Source organism: Kocuria sp. KSNUG (genome assembly GCF_049532735.1).
GTDB lineage: Bacteria > Actinomycetota > Actinomycetes > Actinomycetales > Micrococcaceae > Kocuria > Kocuria rhizophila.
The window spans coordinates 271,118-288,220 of sequence record NZ_CP150981.1 but is presented as its reverse complement, the minus strand read 5'-3'; the positions used below and the strand labels follow the sequence as shown (position 1 = coordinate 288,220).

Below are 17,103 nucleotides of genomic sequence, written 5' to 3'. Positions count from 1 at the left end.
CGTGTCTCGCCATCGTACGGGGGTGATGGGTGCCATACTCCGGGTGTGGAGAACCCCCAGCAGCGGTTGCAACCCCATCTGCGTCCCGGCGAGAAACTTCTGTGGTCCGGTCAACCTGACCCGCGCGTCCACTTCATGCCGTCCGACGGGTTCCTCGTGCCCTTCAGCGTCCTGTGGTGCGCTTTCGCCGTGTACTGGACGTGGATAGTCCTGAATTCAGGCAAGCCCCGGTGGTTTGTTCTCGTGGGGCTGCTCTTCGTGGTGGTGGGCCTCTACCAGATGGTCGGACGTTTCCTCGTCAAAGCTCGGCGCAAGCGACGTACCGTCTACGGCCTCACAGACACCCGGGCGATCGTGGTGGAGGGTGGACGCAACGTCTCGGACGTCCGGGTGAAGGATGTGCCCGTGAAGGTGAGGAAACACCGTGACGGGGTGCATGTCGAGATCATCTTCGGGGCATCCGGACTTCAAAAGGGCTACCTCAACAGCGGTATGGAGATCTTCTCACCGGGGCGAGACTCGCCCGTGGCCTTCTTCGACGTCCCCGACTCGGAGGCCCTGCTGCGCGAGCTGGAGCAGGTGCGCTGACACCCGGAGCGGTCACACGGCCCTGAGGTGCTCACCGCGGGGATCGCCGTCCGGGAAGTTTCCTCGCAGCTCCTCCATGAAGCCCGTGGGGGTCGGGGCGTCCCAGTAGGGGTTGCCACTCTGCGGCTCGACAGTCGGGTCGAAGGGAGTGACCTCCAGAACCACATGTCCGCGATCCACGGGCACGATCTCGCGGCGGTACTCACGCCGTGAGACGCCGTCCGACACCACGACGTGCCCGTACCCCTCCTTCAGGTGCGCTGAGACGACTCGGAGGTCCGGGTACAGGTCGTCGAGCATGGCAGGAGTCAGCGACAGGTCGTAGAGGAACCCCGCCCAGTTGCACCGCAGGTTCTCCGGGAACTCGCCGTACTCCAGCGTCACCCGACCGTCCTCCGCGACGGTGATGCCCACGATGTCTTCCCCGGCGGCAATGTCGCACGCCCGGTGGTAGAAGTTGTGCGACTTTCCCATGGATGATTCTCCGTGCTACGAGTGAGAGGTTGGGCGGTACGGTCGGGTCTTGGGCTCGTCGAGAAGTGCCTCACCGATGGGGTCTCACGATCCCCCAAGGAGTGTCCCATGCACCACCAAGACCTCTCGCCGGTCCGTCCTCTGTCGAGTCGGGACGGCGACGCTCTGCGTGAGGCCACCCTGGGCAACATGAACTGGTGCGGAGAACGCTTCTCGCGCGAGGACGTTCTCGCCGATCCCGCAATCGCCCACTACACGATGTTCGAACCGGAGCGCGGAGACTTCGGCTTCATCATGGTGGACCCTTCGAGCGTCGTCGGCGTGGCTTGGGCGCAGTTCCTGGGCACGGAAAATCCCGGGTACGGGTTCGTTTCCGCTGACGTTCCAGAAGCCAGTCTGTGGGTGGCCCCCGAGCGCCGGGGTGCCGGGCACGGGCGTCGGCTGCTCCGACGGCTTCTCGCGGAGAGTGCCGCCCGCGGGCACAACCGCGTCAGCCTCTCCGTGGAGGACGGCAACCGTGCGAGAGACCTTTATGAGTCCGAAGGGTTCCTGGCGGTCCCCGGGCGAGAGTGTGACGGGGTCATGGTGTGGAAGGCGGGGTGACGCGGACCGGTCGCCCCACGGGAGCACTGCAGGGAGTCACCAGCAGCGACCTCGGAGATCGATACGGCCATTGGGCCAGGTGTCCACATCCCGCGTTCCAGAACACACCATCACCGGGGCGCCTGTTTCTTCCACCGTGTGACCGGAACCGCCACGGGAACGGAACCGCTCGGTGACCTCAAGGCGCTTGTACCCACACGACTCGTAGAACGGGACCACCTCCTCTCGACAACCGAGGTATCCGTAGTCGGCCGGCGCAGTGGATCGGGCGGCGTCCTGAGCTTCAGCGAGCAGTTGCACACCAAGGCCCTGGCCTCGATGCGAGGGGGAGACCAGCACTCCGCCGGTGCCCGCAACCAGCACGTCGTGGTCACCCACGACAATCATCCGTCGCTGGGTGCCCACGTGACCCACGACCCTCCCGCCCTCCACTGCCATGACGTGCAGTTCGGCGGGAGCGTAGCCGTAGGGCGCGTCAGGGTTCCACGCGCCCTCGTCGGCTCGGTACTCCGCGTTGAAGAGCTGTTCCAACTGGTAGAGCTGTCCGCCCGTCAGGTCCTCGTGCCACACCGGGCAGATGTCAGTTTCCAGACTCACTCACCCCGCAACGACGGGAAGTCCGTGTCCGCGTACTCCACGGAGTCGCCGGAACCGGTCTCGCTCGTCGACTCGCCCGCTCCACCCGCCGCCGCCCCGGCGTCCCCCAGCGTGTCCGGGTGCAGCAGCGCCTCCCGGCGGCGCAGCTCCACCCGGCGGATCTTCCCGGAGATGGTCTTGGGCAGCTCCGCGAACTCCAGCCGCCGGATGCGCTTGTACGGGGCGAGGTTCACGCGGCAGTGGTGCAGGATGCTCTCGGCGGTCTCCGCGGTGGGTTCGTGACCGTCCGCGAGCACCACGTACGCCTTGGGCACCGCCAGACGGATCGAGTCCGGCGAGGGAACCACGGCCACCTCCACCACGGCGGGGTGCTCGATCACCACGGACTCCAGCTCGAACGGGGAGAGCCGGTAGTCGGAGGCCTTGAACACGTCGTCCGCGCGGCCCACGTACGTGAACACCCCGGTGGCGTCCCGCGAGACCACGTCGCCCGTGTGGTAGACCCCGTCCCGGAACGCGTCCGCGGTCTTCTGCGGGTCCCCGTGGTAGCCGGGGGTCAGCCCGATCGGCCGGGGGTCCAGCCGCAGGCACAGCTCACCCTCGGTCTCGCTCTCCTGGTCAGTGTTCGGGTCGATCAGCACCACGTCGTAGCCCGGCAGCGCCCGGCCCATGGACCCGGGCTTCACGGGCATGCCCGGGGTGTTGGCGATCTGCAGAGAGGACTCCGTCTGCCCGAACCCGTCCCGGATGTCCGTGCCCCAGGCGGCCTTCACACGCGAGATGATCTCCGGGTTCAGCGGCTCGCCCGCGGCCACGGTCTTGCGCGGCGGGTTCTTCAGGTGGGACAGGTCCGACTGGATCAGCATGCGCCACACGGTGGGCGGCGCGCAGAACGAGGTCACGTGCTCGCGCTCCATCTGGTCCATCAGCGCCACGGCGTTGAAGCGCGTGTAGTTGTAGAGGAACACGGTGGCACCGGCGATGAACGGCGCGAAGAAGTTCGACCACGCGTGCTTGGCCCACCCCGGCGACGCCACGTTCAGGTGCACGTCCCCCGGCTCCAGCCCGATCCAGTACATCGTGGACAGGTGCCCCACCGGGTAGGAGGTGTTCGTGTGCTCCACGAGCTTGGGCAGCGAGGTGGTCCCGGACGTGAAGTACAGCAGCAGCGTGGCATCCGCGGGGGAGGGCTCGAGCACCTCGAACGTCTTCGGTCCGTTGAAGGACCGTGCATAGTCCAGCACGCGGTGCTCCCCGATCGGCGCCAGTTCCGCACTCCCGGACGACGACGCCGCTGCGCCGCCTTCCGCACCACCCGCACCGTCCACGGTGCTCGCGGCATTCCCCGACGTCGTGCCCGAGGAGGTGTCCGCGCCGGAGGTGGACGAGGCGGTGCCCCCGGAGGTGCCGGGGCCCGAGGAACCGGCCGGGGCGGCGTCGTCGTCCGCGGAGGGGGAGGCGAAGGCCCCGGAGGTGGGACGCACGCGGTGGTCCGGCTGATCCGGGACCTGGATGATCGTGAAGTCCCCGGGGACGTCCGCGAACTTCAGCGCGTTGCTGTGGGAGGTGACCACCCACGAGGCGTTGCCGCGCTCCACGCGGTCCCGGAGGTCGTTCTCCCCGAGCATCACGGTGGTGGGGATCATGGGTGCGCCCAGCTTGGTGCACGCGAGCATGGTCTCCCACAGCTCCACCTGGTTGCCGAGCATGAGGATCACCCGGTCCCCGCGCTGCACCCCCTGGCCGCGCAGCCACGTGGCGAGCTGGGACGAGCGCCGGGAGAGCTCGGCGTAGGTGCGGCGGGTCTGGGTGCCGTCCTCCTCGACGATCACCAGCGCCTCGCGGTCGGCCTCCTCGCCGGCGCCGAGGGCGTCGAACCAGTCGAGGGCGAAGTTGAAGGTGTCGAAGCGCGGCCACTCGAACTCGGCGTGGGCGGCGTCCAGGTCCGTGCGCAGGCGCAGCAGCTGGTCCCGTGCGGCGCGGAAACGCTCGGTGACGGACTGCCCGGACGCGGCGGTCTGGGGTGCGGTGGTCTCGCTCATGGGGATCCTCGTTCCAGTGCGGGGACCCCGTGCCGCGCCCGTGAACCACGGTGTTCACCGGGGCCGTGCGGCCGCCAGGGGTCCGGGTGAGAACTTTCCCCCCAACGTACTGCAGGAACCCGCCCGGATGTGGTCCGTGTCACGGGAAATATCGAGGGGTCGAGGGAGTCCCCCGAGGTGAACTCCCCAGCCCGGGCCCGTACGATCGGCCGGGACAGCAAACGGGCGGCGTCGTGCGCCGCGCACCACAACGGCAGGAGCGGACATGGACATCAGGGGTACTTCGGCGATCGTCACGGGGGCGGCCTCCGGGCTGGGAGCGGCCACCGCCGCGCAGCTCATCGAGCGCGGAGCGAAGGTCGTGGGCATCGACCTGCCGGGCGGCATCGAGAAGGCGCCCCAAGTCGAGGGCCTGACGTACGTGGCCGCGGACGTGACCAACGAGGACGAGGTGCGCGCCGCCGTCGCCCGGGCCGCGGAGATCGCCCCGCTGCGCACCGTGGTGAACTGCGCAGGGATCGGCCCGTCCGCGCGCGTGGTGGGCCGCAACGGCGTGCACGACCTCGCCCTCTTCGACCGCGTGGTGCGCATCAACCTGGTGGGAACGTTCACCGTGCTCGCGCTCGCGGCCGAGGTGATGACCGCGCAGGAGCCGGTGGACGAGGCCGGCCAACGCGGCGTCGTGATCAACACCGCGTCCGTGGCGGCGTTCGAGGGCCAGATCGGGCAGGCGGCGTACGCGGCGTCCAAGGGCGGCGTCCACTCGCTGACCATCGCTGCCGCCCGCGACCTCTCCTCGAAGGGCGTGCGCGTCATGACGATCGCCCCCGGCATCGTGGACACCCCCATGCTCGGCAGCGTGGGGGAGGACTTCCGCTCAGCGCTCGCCGAGTCCGTGCCGTTCCCGCACCGCCTGGCCCAGCCCGCGGAGTTCGCGCAGCTCGCCGGGATGATCGTGGAGCACGACTACCTCAACGGCGAGACCATCCGCATGGACGGCGCCCTGCGCATGGCGCCGCGCTGATCCTCGCTGCCGCGCGCCTGCCGCGCCCGGGCCACAAGTCACCCGGGCGACGACGCCGCACGGCCCCGCCCACGACGATGCCTCGCCACGGTCATCCGTGACGAGGCATCGTCAGGTGGTGGCCGGAGCCTCGTGGCTCCGGCCTGGATGGAAAAAGCCCCCGGGGGTCGTGCCGCTGAGGTCGGCGCGGCCCCCGGGGAGCACGGTGCAGATCAGTCGACCGTCAGCACGATCTTGCCCACGGCGTGGCCCTCCTGGCTGGCCGTGAAGGCGTCCGGGAGCTGCTCGAGCGGGAAAGTGCGGTCCACGCGGACGGTGAGCTGGCCGTCGTCGGCCAGGCGGGAGAGCTCGGCGAGCTGCTCGGCGTCCGGGGTGACCCACATGTAGTGACCGCCGTGCTTCGCCACCTCGGGGTCCGCGATGGAGCCGTGCTGGCCGCCGTCCGCGAGCACGGCCAGGGTGTCCTCCACCACGCCGCCCACGAAGTCCGCGACGATGTCCACCCCGTTCGGGGCGAGCTCCTTCACGCGCTCCGCGAGGCCCTCGCCGTACTCCACGGGCTCGGCGCCGAGCTCACGCACGTAGTCGTGGTTCTTGGCCGAGGCGGTGCCGATCACCCGCGCGCCGAAGGCCGTGGCGATCTGCACGCCCATGCTCCCCACGCCGCCGGAGGCCGCGTGGATCAGCACGGTCTTGCCCTCCGCGAGGCCCAGCCGCGTGAGCACCTGGTAGGCGGTGAGTCCCGCGAGCGGCAGCCCGCCGGCCTGCTCCCAGCTCAGGGCCGCCGGCTTGGGGGCGAGGGTGCGCACCGGGACCGTGACGTACTGCGCGAACGTGCCGCCGTGGATCCAGTCCTTGCGGGCGTAGGCGATCACCTCGTCGCCCTCGGACACGCTGGGGGTGTCGAAGCCCTTGCCCACGACGACGCCCGCGACGTCCCAGCCGGGGATCGCCGGGAACTGGGCGTTCATCATGGGATCGAGTCCGCCGGACATCACCTTCCAGTCCACGGGGTTGATGCCCGCGGCCTTGACCTGCACCAGGACCTCGCCCGGGCCCACCTTGGGCATGGGCTGGTCGGTGAGCTCCAGGACGGAGGTGTCGCCGTACTGCTGATATGTCTGCGCTTTCATCGTGGTCATGTCCGGTTCAACCGAGCCGGGCGGGGGCCTTATTCCATGCCGCGGCAAGTTTCTCATCGTGCCTGGTCGGACGACGCCGCCCGGTGGCGTCGAGCGCCCGCCTCCCCGGGGGTGCGGCGGGCGGTGGGCCGCCTCAGGCGGAGATCAGCGCGATGCCCGCGAGCACCGCGGCGCAGCCGATGAGGCGCGGCACCAGGCGGTTCTCCTTGTAGATCCACCACGCGAGCAGTGAGCCCACCACGATGCTCGACTCCCGCAGGGGAGCCACGAGCGCCACCGGGGTGGACTGCATGGCGAACAGCACCAGGATGTACGCGAGCGGGGAGAGCAGGCCCACCGCGATGATCCGGTTGCGGTCCACGGTCCACGAGTGCGCCATCTCCTGCCGCTGCCGCCACGCCTTGGGGGTCAGGGTGAGCACCAGGACCACCGAGGTCAGCGCGAAGTACAGCACGGGCGGCAGGTCCAGGGTGGCCATCGAGTGGTCGTCCCACAGGGTGTAGCCCGCGATGCACGCGCCCACGGCGGCACCCCACAGCACGCCGGTCAGGGCGGAGCCTCGGGCGGGCGCGGCGTCGTCGTCGTCACGCGTGGACGTGGGTGTGCCGAACGTGGCGACCACGGCCACGCCCACGAGCACGGCGATGGCGCCGGCGGCGGCCGTGGGGGAGAGCTGCTCGCCCAGGAACAGGACGGCCACGATCATGGTGATCATGGGCCCGGTGCCGCGGGCCACGGCGTAGACCACGCCCAGGGGAGCGCGGTCGTAGCCGGTCTGCAGGGCGATGCCGTAGACGGTGTGCAGCAGCCCGGAGACCACGGCGGCGCCCACGAGCGGCCACCCCCAGGACTGCCACGCCCCGGGTTCCAGCAGGCTCACGGGGATCAGCACCACGGAGGAGACCAGTCCGTACCACCACACGAAGAGGGTCCCGTTGCCGCGGATTCCTTTGGCCAGGATGTTCCAGACCGCGTGCACCACGGCGGCCAGCAGGATCAGGGACACGCTGAGAGTGGACATCACCGTCCATTGGAGCGCATTCCGGGGTGGGCGGGCGAATCGAAGAGCGAATTGTGTCGGCAGAAGGTGACGGCAAGCTGCTGGCCAGGTGAATGCTCGGTGAACTCTTCCGACAGCCCAGTCCCGCCGGTAGCTCAGTCCCTCCGGTAGCTCAGCAGCTCCGCCATGGCCGCCACGGTCTCCCGGGCGATGTCCGAACGGTTCTCCACGTGCAGCTTGAACATGACGCCCTCGCCCAGGGAGATGACCAGCTCGGCGGGGATCGCCGTGAACCCGCTGAGCCGCAGCAGCTCGCGGGCCTGGGCCTCGAGCCGCACGCGCTCCTCCGCGAGCACGGTGGCCAGCTCCGTGTTCTCGCGGGTGGTGTCCACGAGCCAGCACAGGGTGCCGCGCAGCTGTGCGTCCCCGAGCCCCCTGCCGGTGATGACCCGGAGCATGCGCTGCGCGGTGACCTCCGCACTGGGCTGGTCGGGGTCCGCAGACGCCTCGGTCAGCGCCCGCTGCGCCTCCGCGTCCCGGCGGGCCTCGATGTCCTCCACGCACGCCCGCAGCAGGGCGTCCCGGGTGGCGAAGTAGTAGCGGATGGAGCCGTTGGGCACACCCGCCTTCTCGGCCACCTGGCGGTGGGTCACGGCCGCGGTGCCGCCGCTCGCCAGCAGCTCGCACGCGGCCGCGAGGATGTCCGCCCTGCGCGCCACGGCGCGGGCCTGGGTGCCTGCGATGATCATCACTCCCAAAACTAGTACGGGCGTACAACTATGCTATATCCTCAACGGGTGCCACCCGCCGCGCGGGCAGAATCAGCGACAAGGCAAGCTCAGCCATGACAGCAGCTCTCGACACTCCTGAGGTGACTCACACCCCCGCGGGGCCGCCCCGCTCCTTCCTGCTCGCCCTGGCCGCCGTGCTGGGCGTGGGACCCTTCGCGATCGACATGTACCTCGCGTCCCTGCCGGAGATCGGCGCCGAGTTCGCCGCGCCGTCCTGGCTGGTCCAGCTCACCCTCACCGGCTACCTCGTGATGCTCGGCGCGGGGCAGCTCGTGGCGGGGCCCGTGACGGACGCGTTCGGGCGGCGTCGTCCCCTGCTGCTGGGCCTCGCCATCTTCGTCGTCGGCTGCCTGCTGGCCGCCGTGGCCCCGTCCATGACCGTGCTCGTGGTGGCGCGCATGCTGCAGGGCGCGGGAGCGGCCATGGCGTTCGTGGCGGTCAACACGGCCGTTCGGGACTGCGTCTCCGGCGACGCCGCCACCCGCGCCTTCGCCGTGCTCGTCACCGTGACCTCCGCGATTCCCATGATCTCCCCGGCCGTGGGCGGGTGGATCAGCGAGTACTTCGGGTGGCGCCCGGTGTTCCTCGTGCTCGCGCTGATCGGGGCCGCGTCCCTGGGCGTCGTGGCCCGGTGGCTGCCCGAGTCCCTTCCCGCGCAGCGTCGAACGCCGCTGGCCTTCGGGCCCGTGCTGCGCGCCTACGCCGGGCACCTGCGCTCGCGGCGGATGCTGGTGCCCCTGGGTGCGCTGGCGGGCACGTACGTCTACCTCTTCTGCTACCTGGGGGGCGCGTCCTACGTGTACCAGGACCACTACGGCGTGGGGCAGGCGGACTTCGGCATGATCTTCGGCGTCACGGGCTTCGCCTCGGTGGGCGGGGCCGTCATGGGCCACCGCCTGGCGCACCGCCTGACCACGGGCCAGCTGGGTGTCTTCGGCATGCTCGTCATGGTCTCGGGCGGCATCCTGGCCTCGTGCGCGGCGGTCTTCACGGACTCGTTGCTCCTGCTGGCCCTGAGCGTGGGGTTCGGGCTGCTCGGCGTGGGCGCGTGCCAGCCCGCGTTCATGTCCCTGTGCATGTCCTCGGCCACCACGAACATGGGTGCGGCCTCCGCACTGCTCGGCGCCACCCAGTTCCTCTCCGGCGCGCTCACGACGGCGCTCATCGCCTTCCCCGCGGCGCTCGCCCCCTGGGCGTGGGCCGCCACGATGCTCGGGGTCGCGGTGGTCTCCCTCGGGATCGCCCTCGTGGCGGCGCGGTGGTCCGCTCCGACCCGCCGAGTCTGACGGTCGCGGCGCCCGAGAGGTCCGCACCGCAGGCCGTCTAGGCTGTCGAGCGCACGCCTGTCCATGTTCCGACATCCTCAGGAGAACCCCATGACCGCATCCAGTGCGGACCACGCGCCCGGGGTGCAGACCACACCCCGGGCCCGCACCGCTCGACCCGCCGTGGAGGGGATGTCCGAGGCCCGCCGGCCCACGGGTCCCGTTGTGGCAATCATCGTCACCCTGCTCATCATGGGTCTCGGCCAGCTGCCCGTGGCCCCGCTGGCGCTCATGCTGCCCACGACTACTTTCGGTGGGCAGCTGCTGTTCACGGCGAGCTTCCTGCTGCCCATGCTCATGTTCTTCGCGTGGGTGCGCTTCAAGGAGAAGCGCCCCGTCGCGTCGCTCGGCTTCCGTGGCCCGGCTGGCAAGCAGATTCTGATCGGTGCCGTTGTGGGGGTGGCGCTGACAACCTTCACGGTCCTGGTGAACCTGCTGCTGGGCACCGCAAGTCTGGGAAGCCCCACGTGGGGCATGCTGCTTCCCGCCCTCGTGCTGCTCGTGGGCTTCGCCATCCAGGGCTCCACCGAGGAGATCGCGGACCGCGGCTTCCTCACGCAGGCCGTGGCGCCCCGCTGGGGTCTGGTGGCCGCCATGATCATCCAGACCATCGTGTTTGCCGTCCTGCACGGCGCCAACGGCGGTCTCACCTGGGTTGCCTGGGGCAACCTGTGCGCCGTCGCCGTGTTCCTGGGGCTGTGGGTCTGGGTGTCGGGCAACCTGTGGGGCGCGTGCGCGTTCCACGCCTTCTGGAACTGGAGCCAGGGCAACCTGTGGGGTGCGCCGGTCTCCCACGCGCAGGTGGGCACCTCCGTGGCCCACTACACCCCGCACGAGGGCAGCTCCGCTCTGCTCACCGGGGGCACCTTCGGCCTGGAGGGCTCCGTGATCCCGCTGCTGATCTTCATTGCGAGCTCAGTGGTGCTGGTGATCGTGGGGCGCCGTCGTCAGGCGTCCACCGGTCGCGTGCACGCGGCCTGACGCAGCCGCTGCGCCGTGGCGTCCGGACCGGCGTCGGAACCCGCGAGGGCTCCGTCACCGGTCTCGCACTTCGGGACCACTGCGACGTGGTGCGGCCCACATCCAGGCTCCGCGTGAAAGGCTGGGTTCCGTGAAGAAAAGACTTGTCGCCGAATGGGAGCCCGCGCTCGGGGCCTTCGTCACGTGGCCCGCGGCCCTGCCGGGAGCCCTGCTGCGGGACCTCGCGCTGGACGAGCACCTCTGGGTTCTCGTCACGGACGCCGCCTCGGAGAACGACGCCGCCGCGTGGTTCGCGTCCCAGGGCGTCTCCCCGGACCGGGTCACGTTCGTGCGCGCCCCGCAGGGCGACGACGCCGTGTGGGTGCGCGACTGGGGCCCGCACCCGGTGATGGACGAGCACGGTCAGCTGTGGTGCGTGGGCCCGCGGTACGTCTACGCCACCCCGTTCACGGCCCACGAGCCGGGCGCCCCGCTCGAGACCGCGGACCGTGAACCCCTCGCCGCGCTCGAGTACGAGCCCGTGGACCAGCGGGCCCAGCCCGCGCTCGCACGGGCGCTGGGGCTGCCGTTCGAGAAGCTCCCGCACGCCTTCACGGGTGGCAACGTGCTCTCGGACGGCCACGACCTGCTCATCAGCACCCAGGTGCTCGTGGCCGAGAACGCGTTCGACGGCGCCACGTGGGACGAGGTGCGCCAGGACGCCTCCGCTGCAACGGGCATGAGCGAGCACGTGGTGCTGCCCGACTACGAGAACTGGGGCATCCAGCACGCGGACTGCCTGCTCAAGGTCCTGGACGAGGAGCGGCTGCTGGTGCTGCGCCCGCCCGCAGACCACCCGCTGCGGGCGCGCTACGACGCCATCGTGACCGAGCACCTGGAACCGCTGCTGACCCGCTGGGGGCGACCCTTCGAGATCCTGCGCATGGACACCGGCATCAGCCCCCACGGCGGACTCGCGCCCTATGTGAACTCGGTGGTCCTCAACAAGGTGGTCTACGTGCCGCGCTACGGCATCCCGGAGGACGAGACCGCCCTGGAGCAGTGGCGCGCGGCCATGCCGGGCTACGAGGTCCGTGGGTACACGTTTTCCTTCGACAAGGAGCCCCACGCGGTGCGCAATCCCCGCAACACGGGCCCCACCGGCTGGCGGGACGGGGACGTGCTGCACTGCCGTGTGAGAGGTGTGTTCGACCCGCAGATGGTGCACGTGTCCGTGCGCCGCCCCGGCCCGGAGAACCCCTCCCTGGTGCGCGTGCGCGCGGAGGGCTGCGGCGGCACCCGGGTGAAGACGGTGACCCTGCTGAGCCGCCGGGCGGGCGATGCGGAGGCCACCCGCACTCCCATGCGGGAGACCGCACTGAACGGGGAGTACACGGCCCACCTGCCGCAGGGCTCGAATTCCGGGGAGCTCGAGTACGCCGTGGAGGTCGCCTGCGAGGACGGCCGCGTGCAGCGCTGGCCGCGCCCGTCGACGGCGTGGCTGCGCGCGTCGATAGACTGACCGACCGTGGCCAAGCTCTACTTCCGCTACGGCGCGATGAACTCCGGCAAGTCGACCGCGCTGCTGCAGGCGGCGTACAACTACGAGGAACGCGGGCAGCGCGTGCTGCTCGCCAAGCCCCGCGTGGACACCAAGGGTGAGGACCAGATCCTCTCCCGCCTGGGCGTCACCCGCTCCGTGGACTTCCTCATCCCGCCGGGAGAAAGCGTCACGGGGCTGTTCAAGCGCCACGCCCTGGGCGACGACCCGGACGCCCTGCTCGAGCACGTGGAGGCCCAGCCCGTGGCCTGCCTGCTCGTGGACGAGGCGCAGTTCCTGGAGACCGAGCAGGTGGACGACCTGCTGCGCATCGCGGTGCTCTCCGAGGTTCCCGTGATGGCCTACGGCATCCGCACCGACTTCCGCACCCGGTCCTTCCCCGGCTCCGAGCGGCTCATGGAGCTCGCGCACTCGCTCGAGGAGCTCAAGACCATCTGCCGCTGCGGCCGCAAGGCGGTGTTCAACACCCGCAAGGTGGGGGAGGACTTCGTGTTCGAGGGGGACCAGGTGGCCATCGACGGCGTGGCCGTGACCTACGAGTCCCTGTGCGCGGCGTGCTACCTGCGCGAGTCCGGCGGCAGGCTGGGCTGAGGCCCGTGCGCTGACGACGCCGCTGCTCGGGTTCCCCTGCCACGGCACCTCGGCGGGCCGAGTCCGGTCTGCGCGCGGCCGTCCACGTGGGGTGAGCGGGCCCCGTCGCCGTGCTGCTCGCGTGAGCGAGGCCTCACGGAAACGCCGCAAACGATGTGCCGGGCAAGCCGGACATCATGCTGGTGGTGACCTCCGCCACAGTTCCCTGGTCAGCAACCCCGTGCTCTCGATGGGTGGTAGCCCGTCGTCCAAGGAGCGCAGCTGTCCGTAGATTTTCCGCATGGAACCACGGTTCTCGATGAGTCCGCGTGGAACAGCGGCCTCCAGGACCTGCTCGGTGCTCATGATCTTGAGGGCGCCCACGGATGAGTCGCCGTGGCGCAATCTTTCCAGGCGGCGTTTTTCTGCGGACGCGACCTGCGTGCCGCGGATCTCGTCGATCAGGATCCAGACTTCCTGGCCCTTCTGGGCGGCCGCCACGGCGTGGGCGATCACCATGGTTTCCCCGAGGTCCCTGCGTGTTCGGAGCCGTTGCGTCATGGGCATGCGTTCCAGTCGCACGATGACCTGGTCGAGGTCGCTCGTCACAGTATCGGGCAGAACCTGCCACAGCTGTTCCGGCAACTTGGACACCACTCGTTGTGCGTGCTGGAACCTGCTGTCGCGTGCGGCTTTGCCCAAGACCTCGTCCCGGACTGTCTCGGGAACGCTGACGCCGCCCATGCACGCGAAGAACAGGCGTTCGTGGCCTGCGGCGAAAAAGTTCAGCGCCGGGCCCGCGTCAACGATCGGCCGGGTAGTCATGCAGTGCCATTCGAGTCGTCGAGATCGTCCAAGAACGCGAGGTCCACGGGGGCCTGGGGGAGGCTTCGAGGATCGTCTCGCACTATCTCTTGTGTGCGCGGCATGACGTTGGACTCGGCCAGCTCGTCTTCCACGACGTTCGCTGGCAGACCTCGCAACCGGGCGATGGTCTGAACCGACACCACACCCTCCGCATATCCCTCGATCGCTCGTGCCAGCAGACGCCGCGGGGCTCTGGTTTGTCGGGACTCCGCCTGCCGCGCTTTGTACTGGTCACCCCAGCCGTGTCGTGCGGCGAGTTGCGGTGTTGACATCTTGAGCCATTCGCTCTTCCGCGAAGCATCTACGAGACCGGCCTGATGGAGAGCGATGGCCGCGATGGCTGGGGACACCTGGAACAGTTGCACGAGCATGGACAGGTCTGCTTCGGTCACGGTGCGCCGATTTCCGAAGACGTCGTAAATGGCAGCCTGGGGCAGCAGCAAGTGACGCGAAAAAGCATCCGCGCGCACCTCGACGGGATCACGTTTCTCGAGTTCCCGGCCCGGCATCCAGTCCTCGAACTCCACGTGCGCCAACTCGTGACCCAGGCTGCTTCGCTGCCTCATGGGATTGTCGGTTGCTGCCACCACGATGAACGTTGTTCCCGTCTCAGGGGACCTGGCCGCCAAACCGTGTTCATCAGGGCCAGCGGCGAGTACGGCCACATCTATGCCCGTTGCCCGCTCAATGATGGGGATCAGATCCCCCAGCGGGTGCGAGCCCAAATTGTTCCGTTCCCGGAAACCTTGGGCGGCCATCTGAGCCTCTTTTTCATGTGCTACCTGGTGCGGCACGGGGTCACACCGCGGTCGAGATGGCTTGGTCGGTCAGGTACGCGTCAAGATCCATGAAGTCCATGACGGCCTTCTTCATGTCAGCCATGCCGGAACCTTCGGTGGAACGAGCGGCCCAGGAGATCTGGTCTTCGGCGATTCCGCCACCCGTCAGCTGCGCATAGGTGTGGCCAGTTGCCTGGGCAATCAGTATGAGCTCGGTTGTCTTGGCCTGGCGGGTTCCGTTGATGATGCGGGAGATGGCCGCTTGGGCAATGCCAGTTTCGTCCGCAATGGAGCGCTGGCTCATGTTGGAGCTTGCCAGGGCAGCTCCCACGAGCTGTCCGACGGTGGGGGATGGCACGGTGAACTCCTGTGAATCAGTGGAAGATGTACTGATTCAGTCTACGCGCCGAGGGCGTGTGAGGCGACACTCATGGTGGCGTGCTGGGTCCCCAGGGTGCCCCGTCGCCCGCCCGCGCCGCACCAGCGTTCCGGGTATGCGTCGTCCCCGCTGCCGCGCCGCCCGGGCCCGTAAGCTGGGCGCATGAGCACCGACTTCTCTCCCGTGGACCTGGACACCGCCCGCGAGCGCCTGCGCGACCTCATCAAGGACCTCGCCGTGGTGCGGGGCAGGGTCACGCTGGCCAGCGGCATCGAGGCGGACTACTACGTGGACCTGCGGCGGGTGACGCTGCACCACGAAGCCTCCCGCTACGTGGGCCAGGTGATGCTGGGTCTGCTGGACGAGGCGGGCATCGAGTTCGACGCCGCCGGCGGCCTCACCATGGGCGCTGACCCGGTGGGCCACGCGATCATGCGCACCGCCGGGGACCAGGACCGCGCGATCGACACGTTCGTGGTGCGCAAGGCCCAGAAATCCTACGGCATGGGCCGCCAGGTGGAGGGCCCCAGCGTGAAGGGTCGCAACGTGGTGGTCGTGGAGGACACCTCCACGACCGGTGGCTCCGCGCTGACCGCGGTGGAGGCCCTGCAGAAGGCGGGCGCGAACGTGGTGGCCGTGGCCGTGATCGTGGACCGCCGCACCGGCGCCAAGGAGCGCATCGAGGAGACCGCGGGCGTGCCGTGCCTGTACGCCTATTCCAAGGACGAGCTGGGGCTTGACTGAGCCGGAGCTTCCCGCTGACCGCGTGGTCGGCGTGGGCCCCTGGCCCGGCGAGTGGCCCACTGGAGACCACTGGGACCCCGAGCTGCTGCGCAACGGCGACCGTCGCAACGTGGCGGACCCGTACCGCTACTGGCGCATGGACGCGATCATCGCGGACCTGGACTCCAGGCGCCACGCCTTCCACGTGGCGGTGGAGAACTGGGAGCACGACTTCAACATCGGCTCCGTGGTGCGCACCGCCAACGCGTTCCTGGCGCGCGAGGTCCACATCATCGGACGACGCCGCTGGAACCGTCGCGGGGCCATGGTCACCGACCGCTACCAGCACGTGCGCCATCACGCGAGCGTCGCGGAGTTCGTGGAGTGGGCGCGCGGCGAGGGGCTCGCGGTGCTGGCCATCGACAACGTCCCCGGCTCGCAGCTGATCGAGACGTTCGAGCTGCCCGAGCGCTGCGTCCTGGTGTTCGGCCAGGAGGGCCCGGGGGTCTCCGAGGAGCTCGTCGACCAGGCGGACGCGGTGCTGGCCATCGAGCAGTTCGGCTCCACGCGCTCGATCAACGCGGGGGCCGCGGCCGCGGTAACAATGCACGCCTGGATCCGCCGGCACGTGTTCGGTCAGCGGGTCGGCTGAACAACCTTCCCCAGCGCCTCCAGCACCGCCTGCGCCGCTCTGTGGTTCCGCGCGCTCTCCCGCCACGCCGCGGTGATCGTGCGGCACGGTGGGGGATAACCCAGGGGTAGGGTCACGATCCCCTCGGGAGCGGAGCCCAGTGCCAGTTCAGGCAGCACCGCCACCGCGTGCCCGCCCGCCACGAACGCCGCCTGCACCGAGAGGTCCTCGGAGACGCACGTGACGCGCGGTTCGAAGCCGCGGCGTCGGCACTGCTCACCCAGCCACGCGCGCGGCGGGGTGTGCTGCGGTTCGCCGGCCCACGCGGCGTCGGCCAGCTGGGCCAGGACGTCCTGGCCCGGGTCCAGCAGGGCCGCCCGCTCCGCGCTCATGGCCACCCGCAGCGGATCCTCGAGCAGCGGCACCAGCACCACCCCGGGCGTGGGCGGCGTGACCGCGCCGGGGTAGCTCTCAGCGATGACCACGTCCACGCCCGCTCCGGGCAGTGCGGCCAGGGCCTCGTCGGTCTCGCCCAGCCGGAAGACCACCTCGACCCCGGGGTGCTCGCGGCGCAGGATGCCCAGCGCGGCCGGCACCAGGGTGGTTGCGACCGTCTGGAACGCCGCCACCGTGACCGTGCCGCGCGGCTCGCTCGCGGCGGCGAGCACGTCCGCCTCCGCGCGCTCCAGGTCCGCGAGGATCGTGCGGGCGTGCCCGGCCAGGATGGTGCCCTGATCGGTCAGCACGAGCCGCCGCCCCACCCGTTCCACGAGCGCCGCACCCACGTCCTTCTCCAGCTGGTGCAACTGCTGGGACACCGCCGACGTGCTGTACGAGAGGGTCTCGGCCACCGCCGTGAGCGTGCCCAGGCGGCTGAGCTCGGCCAGGATCCTGAGCCGGTCCACGTTCAGCACGGGGTCTCCTCTCGGGCGGGTCCGGTCGGTACGGCGCTTCGGTGCGACGGCAGGGCGCGGGGTGACGACGCTGGGGCGTCGCCGTGCGCGCTACGCCCCCGTCAGAGGCGCTGCGGGGCCGAGGCCCCTGTCT

19 protein-coding genes are annotated in these 17,103 nt (G+C 69.9%); 9 read left to right on the top strand and 10 right to left on the bottom strand.

Going from position 1 to position 17,103, the window contains the following annotated elements; genetic code table 11:
• The first annotated feature begins 45 nt into the window (after positions 1-45).
• Positions 46-588, top strand: coding sequence for a hypothetical protein (locus tag AABM36_RS01275; protein ID WP_423446823.1), 543 nt, complete (start codon positions 46-48; stop codon positions 586-588).
• A gap of 12 nt (positions 589-600) precedes the next feature.
• Here the strand turns inward: AABM36_RS01275 and AABM36_RS01270 are convergent, their stop codons facing one another.
• Positions 601-1,062: a hypothetical protein gene (locus AABM36_RS01270; protein WP_423446821.1), complete on the bottom strand. Its 462-nt coding sequence runs from the start codon at positions 1,060-1,062 to the stop codon at positions 601-603.
• Positions 1,063-1,170: 108 nt separating this feature from the next.
• Between AABM36_RS01270 and AABM36_RS01265 the strand changes: the two genes are divergently transcribed.
• Positions 1,171-1,665 (top strand): GNAT family N-acetyltransferase, encoded by a 495-nt coding sequence (locus AABM36_RS01265; RefSeq protein ID WP_423446819.1) that lies wholly within the window; start codon positions 1,171-1,173, stop codon positions 1,663-1,665.
• A 36-nt stretch (positions 1,666-1,701) separates the two neighbouring features.
• Here the strand turns inward: AABM36_RS01265 and AABM36_RS01260 are convergent, their stop codons facing one another.
• Together AABM36_RS01260 and AABM36_RS01255 are read right to left on the bottom strand one after the other, a co-directional pair.
• Positions 1,702-2,262, bottom strand: coding sequence for a GNAT family N-acetyltransferase (locus tag AABM36_RS01260; RefSeq protein WP_121241471.1), 561 nt, complete (start codon positions 2,260-2,262; stop codon positions 1,702-1,704).
• Complete coding sequence (locus tag AABM36_RS01255; RefSeq protein WP_423446817.1) at positions 2,259-4,304, bottom strand: AMP-binding protein; 2,046 nt, start codon at positions 4,302-4,304, stop codon at positions 2,259-2,261. Before AABM36_RS01255 ends, AABM36_RS01260 begins: the two co-directional genes overlap by 4 nt.
• 265 nt (positions 4,305-4,569) lie before the next feature.
• Between AABM36_RS01255 and AABM36_RS01250 the strand changes: the two genes are divergently transcribed.
• On the top strand, positions 4,570-5,328 hold the full coding sequence (locus tag AABM36_RS01250) for an SDR family NAD(P)-dependent oxidoreductase (RefSeq protein WP_423446815.1): 759 nt from the start codon (positions 4,570-4,572) through the stop codon (positions 5,326-5,328).
• A gap of 212 nt (positions 5,329-5,540) precedes the next feature.
• Here the strand turns inward: AABM36_RS01250 and AABM36_RS01245 are convergent, their stop codons facing one another.
• The 3 genes from AABM36_RS01245 to AABM36_RS01235 form a co-directional block, all read right to left on the bottom strand.
• The gene (locus tag AABM36_RS01245; protein WP_423447883.1) at positions 5,541-6,461 is read right to left on the bottom strand and encodes an NADP-dependent oxidoreductase; all 921 of its coding nucleotides are present in this window, start codon (positions 6,459-6,461) and stop codon (positions 5,541-5,543) included.
• Positions 6,462-6,603: 142 nt separating this feature from the next.
• Positions 6,604-7,491, bottom strand: coding sequence for an EamA family transporter (locus tag AABM36_RS01240; protein ID WP_423446813.1), 888 nt, complete (start codon positions 7,489-7,491; stop codon positions 6,604-6,606).
• 134 nt (positions 7,492-7,625) lie between these two features.
• Positions 7,626-8,219: a TetR/AcrR family transcriptional regulator gene (locus AABM36_RS01235; RefSeq protein WP_423447881.1), complete on the bottom strand. Its 594-nt coding sequence runs from the start codon at positions 8,217-8,219 to the stop codon at positions 7,626-7,628.
• A 122-nt stretch (positions 8,220-8,341) separates the two neighbouring features.
• Here AABM36_RS01235 and AABM36_RS01230 point away from each other — a divergent pair, with 122 nt between their 5' ends.
• The 4 genes from AABM36_RS01230 to AABM36_RS01215 all read left to right on the top strand — a co-directional run bounded on the left by AABM36_RS01230 (position 8,342) and on the right by AABM36_RS01215 (position 12,698).
• Positions 8,342-9,547, top strand: a complete 1,206-nt coding sequence (locus AABM36_RS01230) for a multidrug effflux MFS transporter (RefSeq protein ID WP_423446811.1) — start codon at positions 8,342-8,344, stop codon at positions 9,545-9,547.
• A gap of 90 nt (positions 9,548-9,637) precedes the next feature.
• On the top strand, positions 9,638-10,567 hold the full coding sequence (locus AABM36_RS01225; RefSeq protein WP_423446809.1) for a CPBP family intramembrane glutamic endopeptidase: 930 nt from the start codon (positions 9,638-9,640) through the stop codon (positions 10,565-10,567).
• 130 nt (positions 10,568-10,697) lie between these two features.
• Positions 10,698-12,068 (top strand): agmatine deiminase family protein, encoded by a 1,371-nt coding sequence (locus AABM36_RS01220; RefSeq protein ID WP_423446807.1) that lies wholly within the window; start codon positions 10,698-10,700, stop codon positions 12,066-12,068.
• A gap of 6 nt (positions 12,069-12,074) precedes the next feature.
• The gene (locus AABM36_RS01215; protein ID WP_423446805.1) at positions 12,075-12,698 is read left to right on the top strand and encodes a thymidine kinase; all 624 of its coding nucleotides are present in this window, start codon (positions 12,075-12,077) and stop codon (positions 12,696-12,698) included.
• A gap of 174 nt (positions 12,699-12,872) precedes the next feature.
• Here the strand turns inward: AABM36_RS01215 and AABM36_RS01210 are convergent, their stop codons facing one another.
• Genes AABM36_RS01210 through AABM36_RS01200 form a run of 3 tightly spaced genes read right to left on the bottom strand, consistent with a single transcriptional unit; the run spans position 12,873 to position 14,681 of the window.
• The gene (locus AABM36_RS01210; RefSeq protein ID WP_423446803.1) at positions 12,873-13,502 is read right to left on the bottom strand and encodes a hypothetical protein; all 630 of its coding nucleotides are present in this window, start codon (positions 13,500-13,502) and stop codon (positions 12,873-12,875) included.
• Entirely contained in the window at positions 13,499-14,302 is an 804-nt protein-coding gene (locus tag AABM36_RS01205) for an ImmA/IrrE family metallo-endopeptidase (RefSeq protein WP_019309820.1), read from the bottom strand. Before AABM36_RS01205 ends, AABM36_RS01210 begins: the two co-directional genes overlap by 4 nt.
• A 40-nt stretch (positions 14,303-14,342) precedes the next feature.
• Positions 14,343-14,681: a helix-turn-helix domain-containing protein gene (locus tag AABM36_RS01200; RefSeq protein WP_019309821.1), complete on the bottom strand. Its 339-nt coding sequence runs from the start codon at positions 14,679-14,681 to the stop codon at positions 14,343-14,345.
• A gap of 183 nt (positions 14,682-14,864) precedes the next feature.
• On the opposite strand from AABM36_RS01200, the gene pyrE reads away from it, so the two are divergent.
• Positions 14,865-15,446, top strand: coding sequence for an orotate phosphoribosyltransferase (gene pyrE / locus AABM36_RS01195; RefSeq protein WP_019309822.1), 582 nt, complete (start codon positions 14,865-14,867; stop codon positions 15,444-15,446).
• Positions 15,439-16,077, top strand: coding sequence for a TrmH family RNA methyltransferase (locus AABM36_RS01190; RefSeq protein ID WP_019309823.1), 639 nt, complete (start codon positions 15,439-15,441; stop codon positions 16,075-16,077). The genes pyrE and AABM36_RS01190 overlap by 8 nt, the downstream gene beginning before the upstream one ends.
• Here the strand turns inward: AABM36_RS01190 and AABM36_RS01185 are convergent.
• Complete coding sequence (locus AABM36_RS01185) at positions 16,062-16,970, bottom strand: LysR family transcriptional regulator (RefSeq protein ID WP_019309824.1); 909 nt, start codon at positions 16,968-16,970, stop codon at positions 16,062-16,064. The two genes, AABM36_RS01190 and AABM36_RS01185, sit on opposite strands and share 16 nt — an antisense overlap.
• Between the last annotated feature and the right edge of the window lie 133 nt (positions 16,971-17,103).

What these genes read in the sequence shown, in the direction of transcription:
- AABM36_RS01270 (WP_423446821.1), bottom strand. Translation starts at nt 1,062, where the DNA reads ATGGGAAAGTCGCACAACTTCTACCACCGGGCGTGCGACATTGCCGCC.
- AABM36_RS01245 (WP_423447883.1), bottom strand. Translation starts at nt 6,461, where the DNA reads ATGAAAGCGCAGACATATCAGCAGTACGGCGACACCTCCGTCCTGGAG.
- AABM36_RS01225 (WP_423446809.1), top strand. Translation starts at nt 9,638, where the DNA reads ATGACCGCATCCAGTGCGGACCACGCGCCCGGGGTGCAGACCACACCC.
- AABM36_RS01255 (WP_423446817.1), bottom strand. Translation starts at nt 4,304, where the DNA reads ATGAGCGAGACCACCGCACCCCAGACCGCCGCGTCCGGGCAGTCCGTC.
- AABM36_RS01210 (WP_423446803.1), bottom strand. Translation starts at nt 13,502, where the DNA reads ATGACTACCCGGCCGATCGTTGACGCGGGCCCGGCGCTGAACTTTTTC.
- AABM36_RS01265 (WP_423446819.1), top strand. Translation starts at nt 1,171, where the DNA reads ATGCACCACCAAGACCTCTCGCCGGTCCGTCCTCTGTCGAGTCGGGAC.
- AABM36_RS01205 (WP_019309820.1), bottom strand. Translation starts at nt 14,302, where the DNA reads ATGGCCGCCCAAGGTTTCCGGGAACGGAACAATTTGGGCTCGCACCCG.
- AABM36_RS01240 (WP_423446813.1), bottom strand. Translation starts at nt 7,491, where the DNA reads ATGTCCACTCTCAGCGTGTCCCTGATCCTGCTGGCCGCCGTGGTGCAC.
- pyrE (WP_019309822.1), top strand. Translation starts at nt 14,865, where the DNA reads ATGAGCACCGACTTCTCTCCCGTGGACCTGGACACCGCCCGCGAGCGC.
- AABM36_RS01250 (WP_423446815.1), top strand. Translation starts at nt 4,570, where the DNA reads ATGGACATCAGGGGTACTTCGGCGATCGTCACGGGGGCGGCCTCCGGG.
- AABM36_RS01235 (WP_423447881.1), bottom strand. Translation starts at nt 8,219, where the DNA reads ATGATCATCGCAGGCACCCAGGCCCGCGCCGTGGCGCGCAGGGCGGAC.